Origin of the sequence: Ktedonobacter robiniae (assembly GCF_016587375.1) — a bacterium.
Lineage (GTDB): Bacteria > Chloroflexota > Ktedonobacteria > Ktedonobacterales > Ktedonobacteraceae > Ktedonobacter > Ktedonobacter robiniae.
Window position 1 is genome coordinate 2,749,082 of the sequence record NZ_BNJG01000001.1, and the last position, 25,168, is coordinate 2,774,249.

Here is a 25,168-nt window from a genome sequence, read left to right on the forward strand (position 1 = left end):
AGGAGAGAAAAGCGCGCTCACCTCCATTATTGGTAGCTTGCTTGACACTAGCGTGAAGGCATGTGACAATGAGCATCCAATCCGTGGAGGGATGTCAGGCGAGCAGATAAGAGAGCTCCGGTTATGCTTTGTGCAGGATGCAAAGGTTGGTATATGCAGAGATGAGAAATAATTATTATGATCCTACCCGCACGCTGATTGTACCCTGTCCTAACTGTGGGGCGCGCCCCCAGGCGCGTGTCTGGTCGAATGCTCCATTAGAGCAGGTACGTATCTATAGCTCTGGTAGCCAGCCCAATACCTGGGGGGCCTCGCCCCTTTTCCCTCTGGTGTGTAGCCGCTGTGGATTGGTGCAGTTGTTTACTGATCCACGCAATTTTCAAGCAGAGACCGATATCCCGGTGAAAGAAGATACGTACACTCCCGCACCGGGTAGCGATCCAGATTAGCCTGGTCAGAGTAGACTAAAAAGAGAGACCTGCAAAGAGGAGCAGTGATATGGCAGACGAACAGAGTTACGCGAAGCAGACGGATATGTCTAAACGACACGATCAACAATATTACGACCAGGTAATGGCCCGCATCGAACATGAGCGGGTACGTTTCATCAACCTGGAATTTACAGACGTGGTAGGGATGGCCAAGTGTGTGACTATCCCTGTCGAGCAGTTTAATGACTGCCTCACGCATGGCAAATGGTTTGACGGCTCCTCAATTGAAGGCTTTGCGCGTGTCGCTGAAAGCGATATGTACCTATTTCCAGATCTCTCGACCTTCGCGATCCTTCCTGATAAAGTCCGCCTATCCTATACGGCGGAGGGCCATCGCAGCGACGACATCGGGAATGCGGACGTGGTTGCGCGTGTGATCTGTGATGTACGCACGCCTGATGGCGAGCATTTTGATGGCGACCCGCGTGCGACCTTGATGCAGGCTCTGAACCTGGCGCGCGAGATGGGCTTTCAATATAAAGTCGCCCCTGAACTGGAGTTTTTCTTGCTTAGCCTGGAGGACGAGACACCGAAGCCGCTGCCCCATGACCGGCGTGGCTATTTCGATCTCTCGACCGATCTAGCTGCGACTGTACGGCGGCAGATGGTCTACTCCCTGCATAAGATGGATATCAATATTGAGGCCAGCCACCATGAAGTTGCCGATGGTCAGCACGAGCTGGACTTTGAGATCGCCGACGCACTGCGCATCGCCGATGGCTTGATGACGGCGAAATATGTGCTCAAGGCCGTCGCGGCTCAACATAATCTCTACGCGACCTTCCTTCCCAAGCCCTTCTTTGGTGTGAATGGCTCGGGTTTACATATCCACCAGCAGCTGATTAATAGCTCGACGGGTCGCAATGCCTTCCTCAACCCCCAGGCTGATTATGCGCTCTCCGAGGAGGGGCGCTGGTTTATCGCCGGGCAATTGGCGCATGCGCCCGCCATGTGCGCCCTGCTCGCCCCCCTGGTCAATTCTTATAAGCGCCTGGTCGGCGGCTATGAGGCCCCGGTGGTTATCAACTGGGGGCGCATCAATCGCCAGGCCTTGATCCGTGTACCGCGCCTGGGAAGCGATTCCGAGAGCACGATGCGTGTTGAGCTACGCTGCACAGATCCAAGTTGTAACCCCTATCTCGCGCTGGCGGTCATGTTGCGCGCCGGCCTGGATGGCATTCAGCGCAAACTTACATTGCCAGCTGCTATGGACGAGAACCTCTTCCTGCATGACGAGGGCGACCGCCTACGTCCACGCGCGCCGATGCTGCCCGCGACCCTTGGCGAGGCCCTGGAGGCCTTGCGTGAGGACCCACTGATCCGCGAGACCCTGGGCGACGCCATCTATGAAGGCTTCCTCGATGCTAAGGGTATCGAGTGGACCGAGTATCGTGAGCAGGTTCACCCCTGGGAGATCCAGCGCTACCTCTCTGTGTTTTAGTTCTCTCCTGGCCCGACGCTGCGCCAAGCCGCCATTTCCTTACAGGTCGGAGGGGAGCAGTGGCTCCTGGAGGAAGCGGCGGAAGTTGGCGAGGCGTTGTGGGCCTTGCAGATGAGGGCATAGGATCTGGTTACCATAATGGTAGCTGAAGATGTAGATGCGCTCGATGGGATCGCGTAGCGCGTCCAGGTCCGCGCCTCCACGCAGGTAGCGTATCATGTACTCTCGAACCTCTTCGTCTGGCTTGCCATCCTCTAGCATCAGAGCGGCGTTACAGGCTACGCCCTCCAGCATATTCTGCGCATACATGATGCGTTCCTCTTCCAGAGGATTGCTATCCATATCGCGCCCTAGCTGGCTAGTGATCTGCTCGCCTAACCATTGAAAGCCCTCTACAGGCTCAAAAAGCATCTCGCGGGCCTGCATGGCAATGCCTTCGCTAATGACGATTGCAGGCGTCAGCAGGCACATGGTCGCTGCTTCTTTGAAGCCGCGCTGGCGATAGAGGAACTGGTCCTTATGCACAAACTCGGTATGATGGCCTGGATAGCACTCGTGGCAGAGCGTATCGAACTGCCGGTAGAGCTTGGGCTGCACGTTTTTGTTGAGTTCGATGCGTGAGCGATAGTTTCCCTGGCAGAAGCAACCGCCACCGAAGCGCATGTCTTCAGGAAAATGCAGGTCCAGTGTCTCGCCCTCGGGCAGGCCGAAGCGTTCGACCGTTCGCTGGCGTAGCTCGGCGAGGATCGTGGGTACAATTTGTGTCAGGAAATCACGTTTCTCCCAGGGAAGCTCACGCCGTCTATGCCAGGCACGAAGGCGGTCAAAGATAGTGCCTTTCCCTGGTAATACCTCATCATGAATGCGGCGCGCCTCCTCAAAGTAGCTATCGGGTATATAGTCGGGGCGAATATCCAGGCAGCGCTCGACGAGATCACGCAAGGGAATCTGCTCGCCGCACAATAGGCGACAGATAGTCTCTAACGAGCGCACATTCGCCTTCAGCACATGTTTACGCTCTGCGCTAAAATCCTGCTGCGCCAGCTCCCCGGCCAGTTTCTGCGCCTCTTCAAGCAGGACCGCTGGCTCCTGCACCTCCTCCGCCTCAACCTTCGCCCTCCACTCCCCCGGCCCAAAGTACCCATCCACGAAAGGCGAAAAAGAAATTTTCTCCAGACGCTTATGCATACGCAAGGCTAGACAAGTATAATCCCGCGTCCATGCTACTATCATAACGTTGTCCTTTCGTCCGTAATACGTATACTTATAATAAAGATCAGGTAACGCTTGTACCCCCCCATTCGGGCGCACGGCGCCCTACCCCTCCCCTTCCAGAGAACACGCAGCCGCCCGGCAGGGAAACGAAGGTAGGTGCGCCCTTTAGAAGCACATCCTTCGTTTCCCTGCATGGGCGGCGTACCACTCCCCGTACCTGCATATGTAGACCCTACTTGTCCGACGTACTGATAGGGCGAATCAGCCAGTAGCGCCCATTCTCGCGCATCATTAGCTTCTGGTTGATCAGCTCGCGTCGAATGAGTGGCACATCGGTATAAATGGGCTTCAGGATGGCATTGACCTCGGATTCTTCATAGATGTGCCCCCACTCAAAGGTGCGGGCGATCTTCTCCATGACATAACGCCTGCCCTGAGTGCCTCGTGGAATACTGAGCAGACGTTCGCCCTCGAAGAAGGATGACTCTACCATCTGGCGATCATCTTCCTGCATAGGGTTCACCAGGGCATTTGTGTCCTGAAGCTCTGCGCCAATGCTCCGCAGGTGCTCTAGAGTGAGAAGTGAGCTGGCTTGTTTAAAACCCTCGGTTTCCAGTTCGTAATGATGATAGTTGTTCTCCTTGCGCACCTTGATCAAGCCTGCACCGCGCAGGAGGGCCATATGATGCGAGATAGTAGGCGTCGAGACGTCCAGTTGCTCCGCCAGTTCCTGCCCATACATTGAGCGCTGGGCTAAGAGCGCCAGGATGCGCACGCGCATAGGGTCAGCGATGGCTCGCCCCAGGCGAATGAGCGGCTCGGCCTTTTCGAGGCCATAACGCATCCGTGCCATACCATAGTTTGTATCGGCCTGGCGCGCATTCTGGCGCTGTTCGCGCTGCTGCTGAACGATTTCTTCTTCTCGCATTGCCCTTCTCCTTCGTGCGCTGAATATGTGACCAGGTAGGCGAATTACTAGTTGTATAATTGCCTAATTAGGTGATAGTTAAATTACCCACTTTTGTCAAGTGGGCAGCGCTTTACGGGTATGATTTACAGTACCCTGCTGGGAAATTAGGAATCGCGCCAGGCACGCTAAACTCGGTAGGGACCCGCTTCAGCGCGTCCGAATGCCATTTATGGCATGTCGGCGCAAGCCGCTTTTTGGCCAGTGAAGATGCAAAATGACATATGACATGATGCAAAGGTGCGCTTTGGGCTGCGCCCACAGGCGATTAATCGCCTGTGGACGCGCTAAAGCGGGTCCCTACCAAGAAATAATCTCACCTACGCTTTACTCGATTGATGCTTGATAGGCTTGTTCGTGCTGCTCAAGCATGGAGGTGAAAGAGAAATGGCGTTCGACATGTTGACGGCAGGTGGATCGTTGTATGGAGTCTAGTTCCGTCACCTGGTGCGCGGCCTGGAGTGTATCACCGGGCCTGATTAAGTACCCGGTCTCGCCATGCTTGATTACTTCTGCCGCAGCCCCGCGCTCGAAGGCCAGCACGGGCGTACCACACGCCATCGCCTCGACCATGGTCAGGCCGAACGGCTCGTCCCAGGTGCTGGTAAAGAGCAGGCCACGCACCTGCCCCATGAGTCGCCAGAGCTCATGTTGCTCAATCGATCCCAGGTAATGTGCTCTCTCTCCCATTTCCTGTAGTCGTGGTGCAATGTGTTGCTCATAATAAGCCTGGTCATAGATGCCACCTGCCAGGAGTAGGGGAACGTTCGCGCGTTCAGCGATCTCCAGTGCCGCCTCAACCCCTTTCTCGGGAGTGATGCGCCCGGCGAAGAGTAGCGGCGCGTCCGGCTCAATATATGGTGCGAAATGAATAACGTCGGTATCGAGGCCATTATAGATAATATGATCAAAGAGTGTGTAGGGCTCATAGGTGCGTGCGCAGGCCTGGGAGACCGTAATCAGCCGCAGGGGATGCCCTTGCTGGTGAAGCAGGCGAAGCGCCTCGCTGATCTCTGGCGTGACGGCGGGCAGGTGAATGGTGTGTATCACAGGAATGGCTGTCAGAAGGGTGCTCAGCGTAAAGGCGGGCCAGTCGAAGGCGTGGGCATGAACGAGATCGAACTCATGTTGACGCTGACGCAGTTCAAGGAAAAGATCGAGAAAGATATTAGCTTGCGCGAAGAAGCCGGGGTCTGCCGGGCGCTCCTGCGAGGGACCGGAGAAGCGTGCCGGAACGACGCTGTCAGGGACGACAAGCTCTTCAATCTTAATTCCAGGTACCGCTGATCCCTGGCGCGCGAACAGCGTTACCTCGTGTCCACGCTGTTGTAGTCCCTGGGCGAGTTGTGCCACCATGGCCTGTGAGCCGCCCAGGAAGGGTTGTGCGATGGGGGTGACGATAGGAGCAATCAGCGCTATTCTCATGCCTCTGGCCCTCGATAGGAGGCGTAGTTGTTCTCGGTTTCGTGAAGCGTGATCTCGTAGAGCCGTCCCTCGAAGGCCGGCGCCAGGCGCTCCCAGAATTTGATAACCAGCATCTCGGCGGTAGGGATAACCCCCTCCAGCCAGGCGACATCGTAATTGAGATGTTTATGATCCACTCCATCCACGACGCGCTCATTGATGATACGCTTCATATCCGTCAAATTGAGGACCATACCAGTCGTGGGTTCTGGCTCGCCACGAACTGTCACTTCCAGGATATAGTTATGCCCGTGTCCATGGGGATTGGCGCATTTATCGTAAACGTTGTAGTTTTCATCCTCTGAGAGATATTCGCTCCACAGGCGGTGTGCGGCACTAAAGGTCACCCGCCTTGTGAGATATACCATATCTTTCTCCTTGCTTGGATTCTAGGCATTGGTAAAGAGTTCGATATTGCTGCCATTGAATTTGCTCCCGCTTTCGTCATCCGCCAGGAAGAGGAGGATTTTGGCGAGTTCTTCGGGGGTCATGCCTGCCTTCAGGTGAGGCGCGGCCTGGCGCAGCATATCGGTATCGATGGCGCCCGGGCTGACGGCACAGACGCGAATATTATATGGTTTTCCCTCTACCGCGAGGATTTCTGTCAAGCTGGCTACACCTGATTTAGAGACGTTATATGCGCTCAAGCCGGGGAACTTCTCTACCCCTTTCACGCCAGAGAGGGAGGAGATGTTGATAATGACTCCCTGTTCCTGACCAGCCATCAGGCGAAAGGCTTCATGGCAACAGAGGAAGGTGCCGCGCAGATTGACGCCCAGCACGCGATCCCAGGTCGCGCTATCCATCTGGAGAAATGGGCGCACCAGGACCACGCCAGCGCAGTTGACCAGGATATCGACGCGCCCGAAGCGCTCGCTTACTGCCGTGAAGAGTGCATGGACATCTTCATCCTGTGAGACATCGCCTGCCACAGCCAGCGCCTCGCCTCCCTGCTCCTGGATCTCGCGCACGCAGGACTCAATTGTTTCGCGTGTACGGCCAAAGAGCGCGACTTTCGCGCCCTCGCGTGCAAACAACTGCGCGGTAGCGCGTCCCACGCCTCGCCCCGCACCCGTTATAATAGCGACTTTATCTTTTATGCTCATGCCTGCATTATAACATCCAGGGAGTTGTGCCTGTCAGCCAGGCAAGCCTTTGGGTAGAATGTGTGCTGGGAAACGGGTAAAAACCGTTTCCCAGCACACATTGGTACTATCTCTGTATCTGCTTCTTTTGCCGGAACGTGTTTAACATTGAAAAATATAGATTTTTGATGTAGTATGGGTCAGAGGCTGAGATGTATGTTGCGTCGATGTTATGCTGAGTAATGGTGACGAGGTTGATGCAGGTAGGGAGAGGTGGCTTGTTCTACTCTATTGTGTACCATGGATACCAGTTGTATGCTTGGGCTACTTGTTGGAACATGTGGGGCTTGCTATAATTGCTCGGGATTGAGCGTTTTCTGCTGTGACCAGGAGAGGGATATCTCTCGTACCGCATCGTATAATTGCCATTGTATGAGTGCCTGGTACGACTTTCAGAATTATAATCTTATTCCGAAACCCAACGTCACTTGTGTGCCTAGCGCTTCCCCCATTCGGGGACAAGCGCGCTCAAGGTTTTCGGATCAGAAGTATCATGACATCGACGTTGTAACGTTTTCGCGACGACCTGACGCATGGGGGATTATGAGCACAGGCACGGTACTGTCGGGTTCATTAAAAGACTTTGGGCTGGTGGAAGTTTTACAGGTTGTGGAATTGGGTGGCATGACTGGTGCAATTCATTTAAAGCAGAGCCAGGGCCGGATGGGCATTCTCTATTTCAACGAGGGCAAGCTCGCCAATTGCAGTGAGTTTGATCCCAGTGCACTCACACTTGGCGATGTGTTGCAGCAGTTAGGTATGACCACTTATCACCAGATTGAGCAGGCCTTCGCGCAGCAATTACAGGACCCCATTGGCAAACGCATTGGTGAGCGCTTGATGATGATGGGTGCCATTACCGAGAAGCAATTGAATGAAGCATTGCGCATGAAGACCCTTTGGACCGCGCGCGAGTTGAGCCTCTGGACCGATGGTACCTATGAGTTTATTGCCAGTCAGAACGTGCAAAAGCTTTTGCCGCATGGCGAATCTTCGCTGGATATTGATGTGATGCGCGTCACCATGGATATGGTGCGTTATAGCGATGAGTGGCAGGAACTGCGCAACTTTCTCCCCATGGGCATACGGACTATGCTACAACTCTCCCCCGCGATTCCCTATACTATTCGCTTCGATCTGCGCAGCCTGGAACTTTTCACGCATGTAAATCTCTATCGTCGCATACGCCGCATCGCGACCGCTATTCGCCGACCCGAGATGGAGGTCGCGCGTGAGCTAGGACAGCTCGTGCAGCAGAAGTTTCTGCAACCTGTCTACCAGGATACAACTCCCCGCGCCAATGGCAGCAAGATGCGCCTCCCCGATCCCGCCGAAAAGCTGCGCCTGGAAAACTTTGCGTTGCTTGACCTGCTTAGCCGTATGGAGCAGGAGTGGGATAAGCGCAAGACTCCGATGGAACAACTCGCAGCCCTGGTTGATTTCGTCAACTGGACCATGGATGCCCTGGCCGAGACCTGCCGCGCCAATGGCATTACCCTGGATAGCAATGCGCTTCTGCAACTCATGCATAATGAGCAGGTGGATCGCCTGGGCAACTACGCATTTCGCGTGGAGCAGAATCACATCGATGTCGAGGACTTCACACGCCTCTGCTATGACGTGATGAGTGGAAAGATGCAGCAGGCCGAGCATTTCTATAACCAGGCCTCCATGCTGCTACACCACCTGCTCTGTAGCCTCTTCGAGATGATCAATGCGCGTGTGGCCAATCCCCGCGAGCGCATGGAGAACCAGGAGGTATGGGAGGCCATGTTCGAGCAATTCTCGCTAGTAAGCAGTTCTTAGCCCTCAAGACTTCTCGCCACTGCGTGGCTCGCCTGGGTAAAGAGGGTCTGGTGGCAACGCGGCAGAACCGCGTTGCCACCAGACCCTCTTTACCCTATTAAAGTATCGCATGTGCTAAGATGACATCACTTCGCGGGAGGATAGGAGACGAAGACGCTCTTGGTCTCGCTGAACTCCTCTACGGCATAGGAACCCAGCTCGCGGTGGCCATTACCACTACTCTTCATGCCGCCGAAGGGCAGGTGAATTTCGGAGCCGGTGGTGCCGGCGTTGATGTAGACCAGCCCGGCCTCGATATCGCGGATGGCACGGAAGGTCAGGCGCGAGTTCTCAGTAAAGATGGCGGTTGAAAGGCCGTACTCTGTGCCGTTAGCCACGGCAATGGCCTCTTCGTAGCCTGCGACGGGTATGACCGCGACGAAGGGACCAAAGACCTCTTCGCGTGCGATGCGCATCTCTGGACTTACCTCGTTGAAGATTGTGGGCTTGTAGAAGGCCCCTTCCTGGTAGGCGTCCTCGGTCAGTGGCGTGCCGCCATAGACGAGCTTCGCGCCCTCCTGCTGACCAATTTCCGTGTAGGCATGGACCGCGGGCACGCGCCCGGTGTTGACCAGGGGACCCATCTCGACCTGGCTATCCAGGCCATCACCAATGCGCAGGCGTTGCGCCGCCGCGGTGAGTCGCTCTGTGAAGGCTTGTTGGACTGAGCGCTGGACAATGACGCGGCTGGTGGCTGTGCAGCGTTGTCCTGTGGTGCCAAAGGCACCCATGGCCACGCTAGTGGCGGCCAGGTCCAGGTCGGCATCCTCAAGTACGATGACCGCGTTTTTGCCTCCTAGTTCAAGCGCGCAGCGGCGCAGATCGCGCCCACAAATCTCTGAGACCTGTCGACCAACCTCGGTTGAGCCGGTGAGGGAGATCATGTTGACGCGTTTATGGCTGGCCAGGGCATTGCCCAGTGTGCCACCGCCGCCAGTGACAACGTTTAGCACGCCATCGGGCAAGCCCGCCTGTTGCAGCAGTTCGGCCAGTTTGAGAGTCAGTGCGGGCGTATCGCTGGCGGGCTTTAGAACCACCGCGTTGCCTGCCAGGAGAGCCGGAAGTGTCTTCCAGACCGGAATGGCCAGGGGGAAGTTCCACGGCGTAATGATGCCGACAATACCTAACGGATGGCGTACCGTCATGCAGAATTTATTAGGGAGACCCGATGGAATGGTCTCACCTTCGGGGCGACGCCCCTCGCCGGCGATAAATTTGGCAACGTCGATGGAAACCTGGACCTCGCCCAGCGTCTCTTTGAGAATCTTGCCCATCTCGCGCGTCATGAGGGTTGCGAGCTCATCGCGCTGCTGTTCAAAGAGGTGGGCCAGGCGGAAGAGGACCTCGCCGCGCTCGGGGGCGGGCGTTGCGGCCCAGCCCTTCTGGGCCTGAGTTGCAGCCTCAATGGCGTCTTCCAGATCTTCAACGGTTGATTTTTGATAGCTGCCAATGATATCGCTGGTACGAGCGGGATTAGTGCTGATAAAGGTCTCACCACCGCGTGAAGTGCGCCATTGGCCCGCGATAAAGTTCTTGTAGTCTTGTCCTGACGTGGTGGAAATAGAGGATGAGAGTGACATTGAGAAAAGCTCCTCGACGAATTTCCCGATCTTCTTTGATTGGGACTAGCTTCGCGGCCCCCTTTTATATGGAGCGGCGAGAAAACCGCGAGGTCTTCAGCCTCGTGGATGAATCGCCGGACCCCCCCTTGTTCTTGCGAGCAAGAGACGATCCCTTGACTCAAAAAACTCTGCCCGGAGGCAGGTGATGCGTATCTCTTTGCTATGACCACAAAGAGAATCCGGCTTCATCTCGACAAGGTTCAAAAGGCTTTTTACACCTGGATCACCGGACCTTCCCTCAGTCCTTCTTAAACCCAGACGACAGAGCAGCGGTCTGATGCGTCAACCGCAGGTGTCATGACCTTACCGAACGTAGCTCCCATTTCTGGGGCTGAGTCTGGTGAACTCAAGCTTCCGAAAAAGCTACCAAACCGCAGACCCGACAACTTCCGAAGAAGCCGCTGCGTCTTCAGCTCAGTGGTAGTTCACGGGTGGACTAAACGAATGCATCCGCTTATGAGAGTGTAAGTGGGTAAGTGGCATTACTTGCCTGCCAACATTATATCAGCCTACACGGTAGCACGTCGAGGACGTTAAGAAGTCATGTGCAGTTGTGAGTTGCGCGCAACTCACAACTGCACATGACTTCCTTTTAATGTTGAGCGATGAGGGGTCGTATGGCGAGGAGCTTCTCATCCAGTTGTTTGACGTCGGAGAGGCCTTTCCAGGGGGTTAGGGCGTGATTGAGATCGTTCAGGCGTTGCAGGACGCGGGCGGATTTCACCTGTTTGAGCGTCTCAAGGGCCAGGTCGATGTAGTGGAGTGTACCCTCGATCTCGCCTAGTTGTAGGTAGGCGGAGGCAATATCGATGAGGACGATAGTTCGATGACGTGTACGCGCGCCGTCCATATGCTGAAGAGCCGCTTGTAGGGCCGGAAGAGCCCCTTTCGGGCGCTGGAGCTTCAGGTTGCATACTCCCTGGTAGCCGAGGAGTACGGTATGGGAGAAGCGCGTGTGTGCGTTTTCGCCGTTGCGTCGGGATTCATGTTGCTCCAGGAAGTATTCCGCCTTTTGCAGGGCTTGCAGGCTGTCCTGGGTCTGGCGGAGATTGGCGTATGCCTCTGCCTCGATGGAGGCCAGCCAGGCTTGCGTGATGGAGGGGACATTGCGCCTGGCGATGACATTTGCTTGTTGCAGCCAGGGGATGGCTTTTTCTGGCTTCTCCCCATAGATAGGGATAAAGCTCCGGCGCCCCAGGAGGGTCACTTGCATCAGGGGATTTTGCGTGACGCGCGCTGCCTCCAGCCCTACTGCATAGTAGCGGTCGGCCTGCTCGCTCTCCTTCATGTCGAAGAGAAGCTCGCCCGCGATCTGTGTAAGTTCAGCTGCTACACTAGCGATGCGTATGCGTTGCTCAGTCACAAGAGTTGTTGAGAGGAGCTGCGTGACGATTTCCAGGCGTTGGAGCACATATTGCAAGAGGCTTTGGGAAAAGGTGCCAAGCATCGTAGGGAGGACGCGCCAGCTATCGCGCACAATGGCTTCCAGGTGCAGGAGTGTTTCATTATCCATGTTGGATGGTTGGGCGAGGACTCGCGAGAGGCGCTCCCAGAGCGGTGGATAGAGTAATGGTGAGGAGGAGGCCGCTAGCGAGGTGCCGGTGATACCCAGAGCCTGGAGAAAGCCGCGCCGGGATTGCTCCATATCGGCGCTCTCTAACTCCTGGATGGCCAGGGCCTGACCACGAATGAGCATCCGTGAGCGCGTTTGTGAAGACACAGGCTCTAAAGATTCGTCTTCGCCATGTCTCCCTTTGTGTTGCTCACGCTTATCACTGACTAGTCCCAGGGCATCCGACGTCATGTGAAAATATGCGCAGAGGCGGCGACGTGAATCCGCGTTGATGGGCTTATTTTGCTCGGCGCGCATAATGGTCTGGGGGGCGACACCTGTCTCCAGGGCCAGGCGTTTTTGCGTAAGGTTGAAGCTCTGGCGGGCGGCACGTAATGGATGGATAGCGTGATCACTCATATTTCCTCTTCCCTTTCCACATGTCCTACGGTATAGGCTGGTGACACAGTGTGAACATCTATGTTGTGCTTTGTTTTACAATGTGTTCTTAATTTGTTAATAATAACATAAAAATGTATAAAAGCTAGTAAATGGGATAAAAGTATATAAAATAAGTGATATGCAAGAAGGAGTGCTGGTTGGCAGCCATTGGCTGCCAACCAGCACTCCTTCTTGCATATCACTTATTTGTTAAGCATTTTCGATGGTCGGCCCGCTCGCGGGATTCTCGCTGGTGGGTTGTGCCTGTGGCTGCTCAGCGCTGGTGGCTGGCTGCTCTTCCGCGTAGTCGCCCTCCTGAGCAGGGCGCTTGAAGATGTAGTAGGCCGAGTTAGAGGTCAGAGGCTGGAGGCTGACCAGCTCCCAGTTCTCCTTGCCCAGCTCGTTCATGTAGCGGCGGGCAAAGGCGCTCCGTCGCTCTTGATCGCCAATAAGGGTCTCCTGACCCTCGCATGAGATACGCCCGCGATAATCGATATACACGACCTTATACGCCCACTGGCTCATGATCCGCTGCCTTTCCAAACGTGTGAAAACGTATGGATTGCGGTGAATACTCCGCACACCGCACGGGATTACCCGTGTGTGGCCCTAGCCGGGCAAGAGACCTTTGGAGGGTATCTCACATGTAGCTACTACCTCTCTTGCGAGAAAAGGATGGTTCTTTCAACCTCTTCTTTTTTTATGGTAGTAAAAGTATTTTACCGCAATCTACATACATTTTCAAGTACTGTCTGTAATTTCTTTAGCTGTAAACTTTGATGATGGTCCCCACCAGGCCACACCAGCCATGCGCTACATCAGTAGGCATGTCAGGGTTTGACGACGCGCAACGCCGGGTTCCACAAACAGCGTTGCTCACCGTTGGTGTGGTTACTGGTGGGCTTCCCTCGCACAGTGGTAAGTATACTCTGCACATAGGTCGCTTCACACCGCTAATTTGGCGGGTTTTTCTGCCCGTGCAAACTAACAGGAGAGGAGCCTGTAGAAACAGACAGGGGGATGATGACCGCTGCTAACCCCATTCGGGGGCAAGCGCACGCGTCTATATATAATGGTATGAGGTATTTAGCGCTATTATATGTAGACCCGTACTTTAGTAGCGTCACGCTATTGAGCGAAGAGGTTTTGTTGTATCGGCAGCTCGAAGGTGAAGGTCGTGCCGTTTTGACTGCCTGGGGTCGCTTCTTCTAGCCAGAGCTTCCCATCATGAGCCTCGATGATGGACTTGGTGATGTAGAGACCGAGCCCTGAACCCTGGCGAATTTCGCGTGTCGCTTCCAGTCGCCCAAAGGGGCGGAAGAGGTGCTGCATATCCTCTGTGCGGATGCTGACGCCCTGGTTATGGACGCTAACCTTGACCTTTTCCGGCTGGTCGAAGGCAGGCTCTAAGAGTTGGATGCGCAGAGTGATGGTGCTCCGCTCATCGGAGTACTTAATCGCGTTGTCTAGCAGGTTGCCTATGGCCTGTTGGAGCCGCCCCCCATCCCAGCAGCCGTTTATCGCTTGAACAGGTGCGTCCACGACAAAAGAATGATAGGGCGCTACAGGGCGCAACTGTTCAACAACCTCGCGGCCAAGCTCGACAACATCACAGGGTTTGCAAATAAGCGTAAACTGGTCAGAAGCCAATCTTGAGGCATCTAGCAGGTCGTTCACCAGGCGTGCCAGCTTCTGAGCCTGGCTGATAATAATACTGGTATTGCGCGAAAGGGATTTTTTGACAGGATCCGCGACATTGTTTTTGGGAGCGAAGAGACCTCGGTTTAACATCTGCGCATAGTTGATGATGGGCGCAAGGGGGCTACGCAGTTCATGCGCGATCATGGCCGTGAACTGCTCCTTGCGCGTAATTTGTTCCTTGAGCAGGAGGTTTTCCGCTGTGAGCTGATCTATCTGTTGTTGTAACTCTTCAATGAGCCTATCTTGTGATTTCTCGTGTTGCACCTGCATACCCCGGGTCTCCTCGGATTCTGGCTTTTCTATCTCCTGGTATAGATTGTGTAATTTTAGTATACACCGAATAACGCCCGCACACGCGTTAATAAGACAAGCTCCTAGGAGTATTGGGTAGTATTGAGTGTGAGGGCTATACCTCCTCGCCGAGTGGAGGCAGGAGATTGAGATCCGCCAGTTCTTCGCGTGCCATCTCGCTAAATTTCGTGATATCAAGCGTCCGGTCAGCATGGGAAATTAAGTGGCGAATACGCTCAGCGATGCTGCCACGCATGTAGTGATCACTACTCAAAAGTAGTTCACCTACCGCGATTTCGATCTGCTGGCGCTGTAATGCAGCTAACATTGACTCTTCCATGCCCTTCCTTCTTTCTAGCAGTTCTTCTGTAATATTTCTTTTCATATGCCACTTACGCCTATTTTACTACAAAATAGATATCTAAGCCAATAAAACACAACAGTAAACAAACAATATTATACATCTCCTATCGAGAAGCATTAAACGAGAGCACAAAAGAGTAAGAGAGCCCCTGGTAGTCACTACTATCAGGACCTCTCTTCATTCTGTAAAGGCGACCCGAGCCAGCTCCGTTCCACTTCGCTACACGGAGCTGGCTCGGGTCGCCTAATTTTCTCCTTTTTTAACGGAAGCAGCCACCTAAGCGACCGTAGCCGCCTCGCTAGCGGTAATAATACGGGTGATAGTACGGGTAGTAGTACGGGCGATAGTACGGGTAGTAGTACGGGCGATAGTACGGGTAGTAGTACGGGCGATAGTACGGGTAGTAGTACGGGTAGTAGTACGGGCGATAGTACGGGTAGTAGTACGGATATTGGGTAGCTGTTGCTGTCTTGCTTGGCATCGTCGTTGTAGTACTGGCGGCTGATGCTGATTGTGTTGAACCTATGAGTAGCAGCAGTGCAAACAGCCCACTGAACACGGTCAGCATAACTATCTTTGTAGAGAATTTCACTGAGTCCTCCTTTCTGTACAAAAGCATTGAATTTGAATTTAATGCTTTTGTACTAAGAAAAAACTACTGTTGAGATTCATATGCGTGAGCACTACAAAAACCTTTTACTTCGTATGTTTCTATTCATAGCACCAAGAACAAACTCAAGATACATAAATGTAAATGCAACAAACCCTATGTTGACCCATAAAGAATTATGTAAGAGAAAAAGACAAGAAAATGGACATTTATCAACAGAAAAATATGCTGAAGCCGCTTGTAGACTGGAAAAGCATTTTTTTCCATAATACTACAAAGTAGATGTTTGCCAAGCGGCTTTCTTACAGATCTCAATATTGGTAAAAGCTCTCAATCCCTCGCTGGCAGGGGGAGCGCATAAAAAAAGCACCTTGCGGTGCTTTGGGCCTGGAACTCGAGATGGGACGCGGAGGAAGGTCCGCGCCTGGCAGCAATTAAGATGCTGCTGGAGTCGCGGCCTTGCTCTCGGTTGAGGGCGTTGATGCCGGGCTTTCGCTCTTACTTTCCACTTTACTGTCGCTTGTCGCGCTCTCGTTCTTAGCGCTCTCGCTACCCGTGGAGGCAGAGGCGGTGCCGTTGCCACCTTTATGGTCTGTTGAATAGAAACCAGAGCCCTTGAAGATTACGCCCGACGCGTACAGCACGCGGCGAATAGCGCCACCACACTCAGGGCAGACTGTTAAAGGCTCATCAGTCATTTTTTGCCAGGTTTCAAAGCGATGATTACAGGTTCGGCAGAGATACTCGTACGTTGGCATATATCAATCACCTCTCATATATTTCGATTATTCCAAAGGCGTCTTTGCGCCCCATATCACATACCATTGTTCAGCATAGTAGCGCGAAATTGTGCAGGTGTCAATCGCAGATGATGACTGCTAGCGCTCGTTATGCATAACACTATAGAGCGCCATTTTATTTCTGTTGTGTATTATGTTCTATCGGCAGGGGTGTGCATGGTTAGAGAATTAGCCTGCCTGAGTAGCCTTTGTCTCCCATTGCCGCTAGTCTGAATCGCCTGGTTGCTCAGAGGTGAGACCTGTGATCGCTCCCATATTCCGTCCAATGAACTCTTTGACCTTCTCGGCGGAATCTCTGGTCATTCCATCAATGGCTGCCAGCTCGTCAAGGCTGGCTGTGCTGATGGCACGTACGGAGCCAAAGTGTTTCATGAGCGCCTGCTTGCGCTTGGGACCGATGCCGGGAATCTCGTCGAGCAGTGACTTAAAGGTGCGATTTGTGCGTAGCTTGCGGTGATAGGTAATACCGAAGCGGTGGGCTTCGTCGCGAATACGCTGTACCAGATAGAGGCCCTGCGAGTTGCGTGGCAGGAGTATGGGTTCCAACGTCCCCGGAATATGCAACTCTTCCTGCGTTGTGGAGCGGGTATGCGAGCCTTCTTCCTTGGCGACACCAATGATGGGAATGTCCAGCTCTAGCTCCTGTAATACCTGGAGTGCGGCGTTGAGTTGGGGTTTGCCACCATCGATCAGGATCAGGTCAGGCATGGCCCAGTTATGTTGGAGGGCGTTTTGCTCACTCTCGCCCCCAATCTCTTCCTCGCCGTTCGCCCGCAGGCTGACCCCCTCCACGGCGGCCGTACTCTCGCGCTCAAGAGTGGCCTCCTGGAGTGCTGCCGCCTTGCGGAAGCGCCTGCGCAGCACTTCTTGATGACTGGCTACATCGTTGGCTCCCTCGACGGTCTTGATCTTGAAGCGGCGGTATTCGCTGTTTTTTGGCTTGCCACCCTCGAAGACCGCCATCGCGCCAACTGAGTTAGAACCCTGGGTGTTGGAGATATCGTAGCATTCGATACGCTGTGGGGCTGAGACGAGGTTGAGGGCCTCCTGCAACTCCTCCAGGGCCATCTGTGTCTTCTGGCTATCGGTGAGCCACTTGATGCGCTGCTGCTCCAGAACCTCCTTGGCGTTGTTATGTACCATTTCGACCAGGCGCAGCTTCTCGCCGCGTTTGGGTTCGTTGATGGTGACACTGGCGCTGCGTCCCGCGGCACTGGTTCCGCGTCGCTTCTCTTTGAGCCAGCTCTGGAGAACCTCGCGGTCATCGGGCTCGGCCTCGACGAGAATTTCGGCGGGGATATGGGGTGAGCTTTCATAGAATTGTTGGAGGAAGGAACTCATGATCTCGCCAGGCGCGCTATCGCGTGTTCCCTGGAGAATGAAGTATTCGCGTCCAATCAGCTTGCCGCTACGGAAGAAGAAGACCTGGGCGCAGGTCTCGTCGTCACCGCTGGCAAGCGCGACAACATCCTGGTCATCCTGCCCCTCGGTGTTGATAATCCGTTGTTTCTCCAGCACGCGCTCAACGGCTTTGATGCGGTCACGAATGCGCGCGGCCTCCTCAAAGTTGAGGTTCTCCGCCGCCTCTTCCATGCGGCGCTGGAGATCTTTGAGCACCTCGTCGTGTTTGCCTTCCAGGAAGAGGATGACTTGCTGGATAATCTTATCGTACTCCTCACGGCTGGCGTAGCCGACGCAGGGCGCGATGCAGCGATGAATATAGTACTGGGTGCAGGGACGGTTCAGCAATTTTTGCTTCCAGCCAGCGGGCGGCTCGCCAGTACGTGGAGGCGCCCAGACGCTGGCATCATAGCGACAGGTGCGGAAGGCGAATAATTTATTGAGCAGATCCAGGGTCGCATCGACGGCCCCCGAGTTGGTATAGGGGCCAAAGTAGCGGTTGCCGTCGCGTTGAAAGCTACGCACACGGTACACGCGGGGAAAGTCCTCGTTGAGCGATACTTTGATGTAGGGGTAGCTCTTGTCGTCGCGCAGAAGCACATTATATTTGGGGCGATACTGCTTGATATAGTTGCTCTCCAGGACAAGCGCCTCGACCTCGTTGCGAACGACCAGGAACTCAATGTCCTCGATCTTAGCGACCATGCTGCGGTTCTTGGGACTGTGGTCGGTCGATTCTTGAAAATATGAGCGTACGCGGTTATAGAGCGAGATGGCTTTGCCCACGTAGATAATCGTTCCCTCGCCATCCTTCATCAAGTAGATGCCCGGTTTGTGTGGTAGTGAATTGAGTACCGACTGAATCTTTTCGTTCATGTTTATTATCTCTTGCTCTCGACCAGCGCTACTGGCTACCCTGAAGGGCACAGGGTATGCGCATATTTTCAGAAGTGTGTGGATAGATACTTTGTTCGTGCCCTCAATTATACCCCTTTGCGCCAGTGCTGTCGACGCTCTGACAATTTGCGACAGGTTTGCGACAATTATGTGATGTCTCCGCGACATTGTTGAGATATGATTACCTACGTCCTACTAGTGAAGCTGAATACTCCTCCCGTTTGACGCGACTTTTAGCGGCGTGCAGATGGGCAATGGTAGCGAAAGGAATCTTCTATCTATGTCGCAAGTTGACATTGCGGGCCTCGCTCGCCAGGTCTCCGCTCACGCTGCTTCTGAGCGTGCTGGCGAGACTGTGTTATGCACACATAATCTAACCAAGCAGTATAAGCAGCGCGTGGTCGTGGATAACCTCAATCTGGATATTCGCCGGGGTGAGATCTATGGTTTCCTTGGCCCCAACGGTGCGGGCAAGACCACAACTATCCGTATGATTCTGGGCCTGATCAGGCCGACCTCTGGGAGCGTCGAGGTCATGGGACAGGACACACTGGCACATCGCAGCGAGGTGTTGCCCCGCGTTGGTGCCCTGATTGAGACGCCTGCGCTTTATCGCTATATGTCTGGGCGAGATAACCTGTTGGCCTTGAGTAAAGTCCTGGGTGGCGTGCCCGCAAAGCGTATTGACGAGGTTCTGGAGATCGTTGGCCTGACGGGCCGCCAGAAGGACAAGGTCCGCACCTATTCCCTGGGTATGCGTCAGCGTTTGGGGATCGCGGTCGCGCTCCTGCAAGATCCTGAACTGTTGTTGCTGGATGAACCCGCTAATGGCCTGGACCCGGCAGGTATTGTAGAGATGCGCGACTTCCTGCATCGCCTGACGTCTGAGGGCAAGACCATCCTCATGTCGAGCCACTTGCTAACCGAGGTGCAGCAGATCTGTGACCGCGTGGCGATCATTAACTTTGGTAAGCTCATTACCGAGACGACGGTGAAGGATCTGACGACGGGTAAGGGCGAGTTTACTGTGAAAGTGGAGCAGGCTGCGCAGGCTCTAGCTCTACTGAAAGAGCAGCCATGGGGCGCGAACGCGCGCCTGGATGAGCAGGGCGATATCGTAACCCTGGCGCCCAATAACCGAGGGCGTAACCTCAATGCCTTCCTGACCCAGGCTGGCTTTATGCCTGACGAGCTAAAAACAACTAAATATGATCTTGAAGAAACCTTCTTGCGCCTGACCGACGGTCATACTGGCATCTAAAACGATATTATCAACTATCCAGCTATATTCGATTGAGGAAAGAGAGTGAAGTCGTGAGCACAGTGGTTGCTAAGTCCCCTGCATCATCTCTAGCGCAGTCTGCGCGGCCTAGTTTTCTGGGTCTGATCCAGGGCGAACTGATCAAATTATCACGCCAGTGGTTGACCTGGCTTATGGTTCTCTGCCTGGTCGCGGGAACAATCTTATTGCACTTTATTATTGCCAGTAATAGCAGCACTCATACGAACATTGCCACCAGCTCGCCGCAGTTCTTCTATAGCGAAATGAATATGACCCTGTTTGTGCTGCGCGTCTTTGGTGGCATCTTCTTGATGATTCTGACGGGCCTCATGATCGGTGTGGAGTATCAGAACGGAACCATACGGATTATCCTGGCGCGTGGTGTTGGACGCGTACAGCTCCTGCTGGCCAAGCTTACGGCCATGTTGATTGTCGGCATTGAGCTGTTTGTAGTCGGGGTGCTGTTTAATGCCTTACTGGTGCTGGTGACGCTCTACTCCCAGGGTGGTAGTATCAGTATCATCGATAAGATGCCGGCCGAGGTCTGGAATAATATCGGCATCTACCTGTATACGGTCGCGATTAGCTTCGCGGTAACCATTCTCATGACTGCCACAGTAAGTGTGCTTGGACGCTCGCTGGCCTTTGGCATGAGTGTGGCTCTAGCCTGGTTCGCGGTGGATAACATTGGGTCGCTCTTCCTGTACCTGGCTCATGGCTTTACCAAGCAGCAGTTCTTCCTGGATGTCACGGCGTACCTGCTGGGACCCATATTGAATGTGATGCCCAAAGCTTTGCTCCCTAAGAGCCTGGATATCACAGTGACCTTCTCGCCCTTTGTCAATGTGGATGGTCCACACACGCTCTGGGTTGCTCTGGCCTATGCTGTTGCCTTCCTCGTCATCTCCATTGGCGTGATCTGGAAACGCGACGTTCACGAATAAGTTTCTTTTAAAGAGAAAAGGGTGTATGCATAGGAAGTGGGCAAGGCCCACTTCCTATGCATACACCCTTTTCTCTTGCGCGCTGCAGGCGCGAAGGCTCTTATGCAAATGTCTCGGAAAAGGTCTATAATATGATGAGCAAGAATAGGAGACACTTTGGATTAGGAGGAAGGCCATAACAGTGTATGCTGCCTGCATGTTGGTGACGCAATGAGTTGTATTGGCACAGCTGGCCATGTCGACCATGGCAAATCGACCCTGGTTGAGGCCTTAACGGGCATTGATCCCGATAGGCTTGTGGAGGAGAAAGAGCGAGGTATGACCATTGATCTTGGTTTTGCCTGGCTCAAACTTCCTCAAGGGCGCGAGGTGAGTATCGTCGATGTGCCTGGTCACGAGGCCTTTATTAAAAATATGCTGGCGGGCGTAGGCGGGATTGACGCGGCGCTGCTGGTCGTTGCCGCCGATGAGGGTATCATGCCTCAGACACGTGAGCACCTGGCGATCCTGGACCTCCTACGTGTGCGCCACGGCGTGGTTGCGATCACCAAGGCGGACCTGGTGGATGAGGAGTGGCTGGAACTGGTACGCGAGGAGGTCGCGCAACAGATAAGCCCTACAACCCTATCAGGAGCCGCTATTCTCCCAGTGTCGGCCTACACTGGCCAGGGACTGCCTCAACTCCTGGCTGAACTTGAGCACCTGCTTGATGAGGCCGAGGCGCGCCAGGATATCGCTCGTCCCCGCCTGCCCATCGACCGCGTATTTACCCTGACCGGCTTTGGTACGGTGGTGACGGGAACCCTGCTCGATGGGAGTCTGCGCCAGGGGCAGGAGGTCGAGGTGTTACCAGGAGGCCAGAAGAGTCGTGTTCGTAGTTTACAGATGCACAAACAGAGTCGCGATGTGGTGTATCCCGGCAGCAGGGTCGCGATCAATCTGCCAGGCATTGCACGTACGGAGCTTAAGCGTGGAGATGTGGTCGTCTTGCCGGGCCAGTTACGTTCGACGCTGCTGCTGGACGCACGTATCTCGCTCCTTGCCGATACTGAGCGTTCGCTAACTCATAACACCCAGGTGGAGTTCTACTGCGGTTCACAGGAGATTCCCGCGCGTGTGCGTCTCCTGGATACAGATGAGTTGCAGCCGGGCGAGAGCTGTTGGGCGCAATTGCGTCTGAGCCGTCCGGCGGTAACGGCTCGTCGTGACGCTTTTATTCTGCGTATTCCCTCGCCCAGCCTGACGATTGGAGGAGGTGAGGTTGTAGATGTGCATCCGCGCTATCATCGTCGCTTCCAGCAGCCTGTGCTGGCAGCTCTAGAGCAACTTCAGCAGGGAACGCCGGAGGAACTGGTGCTGGCAGCCCTGGATAGGCGGGCCATTACCGCGCGCGCTGGTCGCGCAAAGCCAGGTGAGGCAAGTCGTCTGGAGGCCAGGACGTTGATCGGGCTACAGGGATATGAGCTGACGGAGGTTGCACGTTTAGCGAATCTTGCCGAAGATGTGACATGGCAGGCGCTCAAGTCGTTGTTAATAGAAGAGCGAGTTCGCCATATAGGAACGAAGAGTGTGGCTGGGGATAAGGATGAAGGCACTCGGGGGCTCTGGTTCGCGCGTTCCATCTGGAATATCCTGATCGAGGAGAGTAGTCGCCTACTTGCCAACTATCACCGCCAATATCCCTTGCGCAATGGGTTGGCCAAAGAGGAGTGGCGTACACGCTTGAATCTTTCAGCCAGGCAGGTAAACGACATCTTTATGGCCCTATTTGAGGAGGGTGTTCTGGAATTGGCTGATCAGGAGACGAGCGCGTCGCGTCCTATGAGCTTGCTACGCCTGCCTGACTTCAAGCCAAGGTTTACAGATGCACAACAGCGCCAGGTGGAGGTTTTGGAGCGGACTTTTCGCAAGCAACCGTTTGCGCCACCAGTGCTGGGAGAGGCTGAGAAACTGGCGGACCCCGAGGTGGTGGCGGCGCTGATTGAGCAGGGACGCCTGGTCAAAGTGAGCGAGAGCGTGCTCTTCCTGCATGAGACCTATGACGAGGCCATCTCTAGATTAGTGCGCTATATGAGCACGCATGAAACGATGACTGCGGCGGAGGCGCGTGATGTGCTGGATACCAGTCGTAAATATATCGTGCCCTTGCTTGAGCACCTGGATATACTACGCATAACGCGTCGTGCTGGCGATGTGCGTATGCTGGCCCCCGGTAGTAATGCCAGGCTACCTGTGCCGAGAGCTGAATAGGCTTCTACAGGCTTATAGAGCTGATGAGATAGCTTGAAAAAGCTTGTAGTGGAACACTATTTCCTAGTTTTGTGGAGAGTGTTCCATTCTGTCGCAGAATAGGTTACAATAAGTTGCACGATGTATGCATGTACTGGCTGAGCCTGAAATCCCCGAGGCGTACGCCCGGAGAGTCTGGAATACCAGGGTTGAGCCGTTGATCTGCGCCTTTGGGGCCAAAGGTGTTTTTTCTTTATCCCAAGCAGCACCTGGGGATATCCGTGGTGCCGCCTTCTGACTTCTGTGTTGCCCCGGTATGGTTGGCGACACAACTATTGCCTGTACAGTGCGGAGAACTATGCAAATCGAAGTTTTGGGTGAGCGATACCGACTACAAGAGGCCATAGGCCGTGGCGGCATGGCCACGATCTATCGTGGACGCGATTTGCACATGGAACGCGATGTCGCTATTAAAGTGCTGCGCGAGGTCTATAGCACCGATCCAAAGTTTGTCACTCGCTTCCAGCGCGAAGCAAAGGCCGCTTCATCCCTTCAACATCCTAATATCGTACAGGTCTACGATTATGGCCAGAGTGATGGCAATTATTTCATCGTGATGGAACTGATCGAAGGGACCGATCTGCGCCGCTACCTGCGTTCGCGTGGTGTGCTGGCCGTGGATCGGGCGATCATTATCGCGCACGATGTCGCTCTGGGCCTGGGTGCCGCTCACCGTCGTCAAATTGTCCATAGAGATGTCAAACCCCAGAATGTGCTTGTGGGACGTGATGGCTCTATCAAGCTTACCGATTTTGGTATCGCCAGTGTATACAAGGATATCAACGCCGAGCGCCTGACAACGACTGGCATGACGTTGGGAACCGTACAATACTATGCGCCAGAACAGGCGCAGGGCGAGATCGTGAGTCCTGCCGCTGACGTCTACGCCCTGGGCATCGTCATGTACGAGATGTTGACGGGACGGACGCCCTTTGATGGCGATACCCCTGTCGCGGTAGCCATGCAGCATATTCAAGATACTCCCGCGCCCCCCAGTCATTTCAATCCTAATATCCCTCCAGCTTTGGAGGACGTGATCCTGCGTTGCCTGGAGAAGATTCCCGAGATGAGGTATCGAGATGGAAGCTCTCTGGCGCGTGCGCTTGAAACACTGGGCCAGGAGGAGATTGGCCTCGCGCACGGTGTGACGCCAGGTAGTGTGTCAACGCCTCCTGCCGGCTCCAGTGGGTATGGTGCCGCTGTCTCGTCTCCTCGCTTAGGTGTCTCCTCACCTTATGGACAGATAAGCTCACCCAATCAGGGGTGGTCGCGCCTGCCCAGGGCTATCCGGGCGATCAAATGCTTATTCCAGGACCCGCCACCGGTGATCCGATGATGGTTGCTGAACAAGGGACTGTACCGTATACTGCAACCACCGGGAGTGGGACAACACGCCCCTTCCAGCGTGACGATTTAGCATATCCGTATCCTGGGCGTCCCCAGAATAACTCTCGTGCTGCTGGTTTTGTGACGGCACTTATTGTGCTTGCCGCTCTGCTATTATTAGGTTTTAGTTTTTTCCTGGCAGCCGAACTAGGAGTTGTGCATATTCCTGGCCTGACGCCTGCGGCAACCTCGACGCCTGGTCCGAACCTAGTAACGGTTCCCACCTTTACCAATCTGACCTTTGATGAGGCGCAACAACTCGCGCAGCAGAATCACCTTCAGGTCAAGATTATCAAGGGTCCTCAGGATGGCGTGGTATTGCATCAGTCATCCCAACCCGGCGATAAGATTGCCCCCAATACGGTGATTGGGCTGGAGATGCAGAAGAAGTCGACTACTCATACAGTGCCATCTGGACTACTCAAGCGGCCGCTTGACGAAGTGAAGACACGTTTGAAGGATGCTGGCTTCACAGATGCGCAGATTTCATCTGTCGATGCGGGTCCGGACGCGACACTCCCCCCAAATACAGTGATTCGTGTTGATCCAGGTGAGGGGCAGACCGTGACCGATGGCGGTGTGGTGATTGTCTATGTAGCAAACCTCGGTGTTAATCCCACGCCCTCACCGGCTGCGACGGCGACACAACAGCCGACGCCAACGCCGACGAAGGCCCCACCGACGCCAACGCCGACGAAGGCCCCGCCGACGCCGACACCAACGTCGCCACCGCCGACGCCGACACCGACGCCGCCACAGACGACGATTGGTACGCCAGGGACTGGTTCACCAATGAACTCAATAGCGGCTCCGCCGCAACTGCGCTCTCAATCCTCTCGACCCTAACCAGATCTGAAGGGTTCACAGAGGGGCATATAGATCTACGCGATATGGAAGCGACATCCTGCCGCTTCCATATCGCTTTTTTGCATTATCCGCCCATGAAATCGAATTTATGGAAAGAGATTGAGGATGGTGGAAGTGGCTCTGGGAAGCCCTCGAAAACTCTACCTTTCTGCG

The 25,168-nt window shown here is 54.5% G+C and carries 20 protein-coding genes; 8 read left to right on the forward strand and 12 right to left on the reverse strand.

Translation table 11 applies throughout. The features are described 5' to 3' along the window. Positions 1-161 precede the first annotated feature (161 nt). The gene (locus tag JMJ04_RS11570) at positions 162-449 is read left to right on the forward strand and encodes a hypothetical protein (RefSeq protein WP_201370641.1); all 288 of its coding nucleotides are present in this window, start codon (positions 162-164) and stop codon (positions 447-449) included. 49 nt (positions 450-498) lie between these two features. Beyond that, positions 499-1,932, forward strand: a complete 1,434-nt coding sequence (locus JMJ04_RS11575) for a glutamine synthetase family protein (protein ID WP_201370642.1) — start codon at positions 499-501, stop codon at positions 1,930-1,932. Positions 1,933-1,971: 39 nt separating this feature from the next. Here JMJ04_RS11575 and JMJ04_RS11580 read toward each other — a convergent pair whose 3' ends face one another. The 5 genes from JMJ04_RS11580 to JMJ04_RS11600 form a co-directional block, all read right to left on the reverse strand. Beyond that, positions 1,972-3,165: a DUF885 domain-containing protein gene (locus JMJ04_RS11580; protein WP_201370643.1), complete on the reverse strand. Its 1,194-nt coding sequence runs from the start codon at positions 3,163-3,165 to the stop codon at positions 1,972-1,974. 214 nt (positions 3,166-3,379) lie between these two features. Beyond that, a complete protein-coding gene (locus tag JMJ04_RS11585) occupies positions 3,380-4,075 on the reverse strand; it encodes a DUF2087 domain-containing protein (protein ID WP_201370644.1) in 696 nt (231 codons plus the stop codon). A gap of 366 nt (positions 4,076-4,441) precedes the next feature. After that, a complete protein-coding gene (locus tag JMJ04_RS11590) occupies positions 4,442-5,539 on the reverse strand; it encodes a glycosyltransferase family 4 protein (RefSeq protein WP_201370645.1) in 1,098 nt (365 codons plus the stop codon). Next, positions 5,536-5,946 (reverse strand): 6-carboxytetrahydropterin synthase, encoded by a 411-nt coding sequence (locus tag JMJ04_RS11595; protein WP_201370646.1) that lies wholly within the window; start codon positions 5,944-5,946, stop codon positions 5,536-5,538. The genes JMJ04_RS11590 and JMJ04_RS11595 overlap by 4 nt, the downstream gene beginning before the upstream one ends. Positions 5,947-5,967: 21 nt before the next feature. Further along, positions 5,968-6,684 (reverse strand): SDR family NAD(P)-dependent oxidoreductase, encoded by a 717-nt coding sequence (locus tag JMJ04_RS11600; RefSeq protein WP_201370647.1) that lies wholly within the window; start codon positions 6,682-6,684, stop codon positions 5,968-5,970. A 582-nt stretch (positions 6,685-7,266) separates the two neighbouring features. On the opposite strand from JMJ04_RS11600, the gene JMJ04_RS11605 reads away from it, so the two are divergent. Further along, positions 7,267-8,529: a DUF4388 domain-containing protein gene (locus JMJ04_RS11605; RefSeq protein WP_201370648.1), complete on the forward strand. Its 1,263-nt coding sequence runs from the start codon at positions 7,267-7,269 to the stop codon at positions 8,527-8,529. 125 nt (positions 8,530-8,654) lie between these two features. Here the strand turns inward: JMJ04_RS11605 and JMJ04_RS11610 are convergent, their stop codons facing one another. The 7 genes from JMJ04_RS11610 to uvrC form a co-directional block, all read right to left on the reverse strand. After that, complete coding sequence (locus tag JMJ04_RS11610) at positions 8,655-10,148, reverse strand: aldehyde dehydrogenase family protein (protein ID WP_201370649.1); 1,494 nt, start codon at positions 10,146-10,148, stop codon at positions 8,655-8,657. A 634-nt stretch (positions 10,149-10,782) separates the two neighbouring features. Continuing rightward, positions 10,783-12,162 (reverse strand): helix-turn-helix transcriptional regulator, encoded by a 1,380-nt coding sequence (locus tag JMJ04_RS11615; protein ID WP_201370650.1) that lies wholly within the window; start codon positions 12,160-12,162, stop codon positions 10,783-10,785. A gap of 231 nt (positions 12,163-12,393) precedes the next feature. Then, entirely contained in the window at positions 12,394-12,708 is a 315-nt protein-coding gene (locus tag JMJ04_RS11620; RefSeq protein ID WP_007908158.1) for a DUF4177 domain-containing protein, read from the reverse strand. A 603-nt stretch (positions 12,709-13,311) separates the two neighbouring features. Continuing rightward, a complete protein-coding gene (locus JMJ04_RS11625) occupies positions 13,312-14,154 on the reverse strand; it encodes a sensor histidine kinase (RefSeq protein ID WP_201370651.1) in 843 nt (280 codons plus the stop codon). A 136-nt stretch (positions 14,155-14,290) separates the two neighbouring features. After that, the gene (locus JMJ04_RS11630) at positions 14,291-14,515 is read right to left on the reverse strand and encodes a hypothetical protein (protein ID WP_201370652.1); all 225 of its coding nucleotides are present in this window, start codon (positions 14,513-14,515) and stop codon (positions 14,291-14,293) included. A gap of 1,068 nt (positions 14,516-15,583) precedes the next feature. Further along, the gene (locus JMJ04_RS11635; RefSeq protein WP_201370653.1) at positions 15,584-15,907 is read right to left on the reverse strand and encodes an FmdB family zinc ribbon protein; all 324 of its coding nucleotides are present in this window, start codon (positions 15,905-15,907) and stop codon (positions 15,584-15,586) included. A gap of 246 nt (positions 15,908-16,153) precedes the next feature. Further along, a complete protein-coding gene (gene uvrC, locus JMJ04_RS11640; protein ID WP_201370654.1) occupies positions 16,154-18,226 on the reverse strand; it encodes an excinuclease ABC subunit UvrC in 2,073 nt (690 codons plus the stop codon). A gap of 301 nt (positions 18,227-18,527) precedes the next feature. Between uvrC and JMJ04_RS11645 the strand changes: the two genes are divergently transcribed. From JMJ04_RS11645 to JMJ04_RS11665, 5 genes are all read left to right on the forward strand, one after another. After that, the gene (locus JMJ04_RS11645; protein ID WP_201370655.1) at positions 18,528-19,508 is read left to right on the forward strand and encodes an ABC transporter ATP-binding protein; all 981 of its coding nucleotides are present in this window, start codon (positions 18,528-18,530) and stop codon (positions 19,506-19,508) included. A 53-nt stretch (positions 19,509-19,561) separates the two neighbouring features. After that, positions 19,562-20,473: an ABC transporter permease gene (locus JMJ04_RS11650; RefSeq protein ID WP_201370656.1), complete on the forward strand. Its 912-nt coding sequence runs from the start codon at positions 19,562-19,564 to the stop codon at positions 20,471-20,473. Positions 20,474-20,683: 210 nt separating this feature from the next. Continuing rightward, positions 20,684-22,723: a selenocysteine-specific translation elongation factor gene (gene selB / locus JMJ04_RS11655; RefSeq protein ID WP_201370657.1), complete on the forward strand. Its 2,040-nt coding sequence runs from the start codon at positions 20,684-20,686 to the stop codon at positions 22,721-22,723. Positions 22,724-23,060: 337 nt separating this feature from the next. After that, positions 23,061-24,098: a protein kinase domain-containing protein gene (locus JMJ04_RS11660; RefSeq protein WP_201370658.1), complete on the forward strand. Its 1,038-nt coding sequence runs from the start codon at positions 23,061-23,063 to the stop codon at positions 24,096-24,098. Then, complete coding sequence (locus JMJ04_RS11665) at positions 24,062-24,994, forward strand: PASTA domain-containing protein (RefSeq protein ID WP_201370659.1); 933 nt, start codon at positions 24,062-24,064, stop codon at positions 24,992-24,994. The genes JMJ04_RS11660 and JMJ04_RS11665 overlap by 37 nt, the downstream gene beginning before the upstream one ends. Positions 24,995-25,168: the final 174 nt, after the last annotated feature.

Coding starts and splice junctions, on each gene's coding strand:
- JMJ04_RS11570 (WP_201370641.1), top strand. CDS start 162: ATGAGAAATAATTATTATGATCCTACCCGCACGCTGATTGTACCCTGT.
- JMJ04_RS11575 (WP_201370642.1), top strand. CDS start 499: ATGGCAGACGAACAGAGTTACGCGAAGCAGACGGATATGTCTAAACGA.
- JMJ04_RS11580 (WP_201370643.1), bottom strand. CDS start 3,165: ATGATAGTAGCATGGACGCGGGATTATACTTGTCTAGCCTTGCGTATG.
- JMJ04_RS11585 (WP_201370644.1), bottom strand. CDS start 4,075: ATGCGAGAAGAAGAAATCGTTCAGCAGCAGCGCGAACAGCGCCAGAAT.
- JMJ04_RS11590 (WP_201370645.1), bottom strand. CDS start 5,539: ATGAGAATAGCGCTGATTGCTCCTATCGTCACCCCCATCGCACAACCC.
- JMJ04_RS11595 (WP_201370646.1), bottom strand. CDS start 5,946: ATGGTATATCTCACAAGGCGGGTGACCTTTAGTGCCGCACACCGCCTG.
- JMJ04_RS11600 (WP_201370647.1), bottom strand. CDS start 6,684: ATGAGCATAAAAGATAAAGTCGCTATTATAACGGGTGCGGGGCGAGGC.
- JMJ04_RS11605 (WP_201370648.1), top strand. CDS start 7,267: ATGAGCACAGGCACGGTACTGTCGGGTTCATTAAAAGACTTTGGGCTG.
- JMJ04_RS11610 (WP_201370649.1), bottom strand. CDS start 10,148: ATGTCACTCTCATCCTCTATTTCCACCACGTCAGGACAAGACTACAAG.
- JMJ04_RS11615 (WP_201370650.1), bottom strand. CDS start 12,162: ATGAGTGATCACGCTATCCATCCATTACGTGCCGCCCGCCAGAGCTTC.
- JMJ04_RS11620 (WP_007908158.1), bottom strand. CDS start 12,708: ATGAGCCAGTGGGCGTATAAGGTCGTGTATATCGATTATCGCGGGCGT.
- JMJ04_RS11625 (WP_201370651.1), bottom strand. CDS start 14,154: ATGCAGGTGCAACACGAGAAATCACAAGATAGGCTCATTGAAGAGTTA.
- JMJ04_RS11630 (WP_201370652.1), bottom strand. CDS start 14,515: ATGGAAGAGTCAATGTTAGCTGCATTACAGCGCCAGCAGATCGAAATC.
- JMJ04_RS11635 (WP_201370653.1), bottom strand. CDS start 15,907: ATGCCAACGTACGAGTATCTCTGCCGAACCTGTAATCATCGCTTTGAA.
- uvrC (WP_201370654.1), bottom strand. CDS start 18,226: ATGAACGAAAAGATTCAGTCGGTACTCAATTCACTACCACACAAACCG.
- JMJ04_RS11645 (WP_201370655.1), top strand. CDS start 18,528: ATGTCGCAAGTTGACATTGCGGGCCTCGCTCGCCAGGTCTCCGCTCAC.
- selB (WP_201370657.1), top strand. CDS start 20,684: ATGAGTTGTATTGGCACAGCTGGCCATGTCGACCATGGCAAATCGACC.
- JMJ04_RS11660 (WP_201370658.1), top strand. CDS start 23,061: ATGCAAATCGAAGTTTTGGGTGAGCGATACCGACTACAAGAGGCCATA.
- JMJ04_RS11665 (WP_201370659.1), top strand. CDS start 24,062: ATGCTTATTCCAGGACCCGCCACCGGTGATCCGATGATGGTTGCTGAA.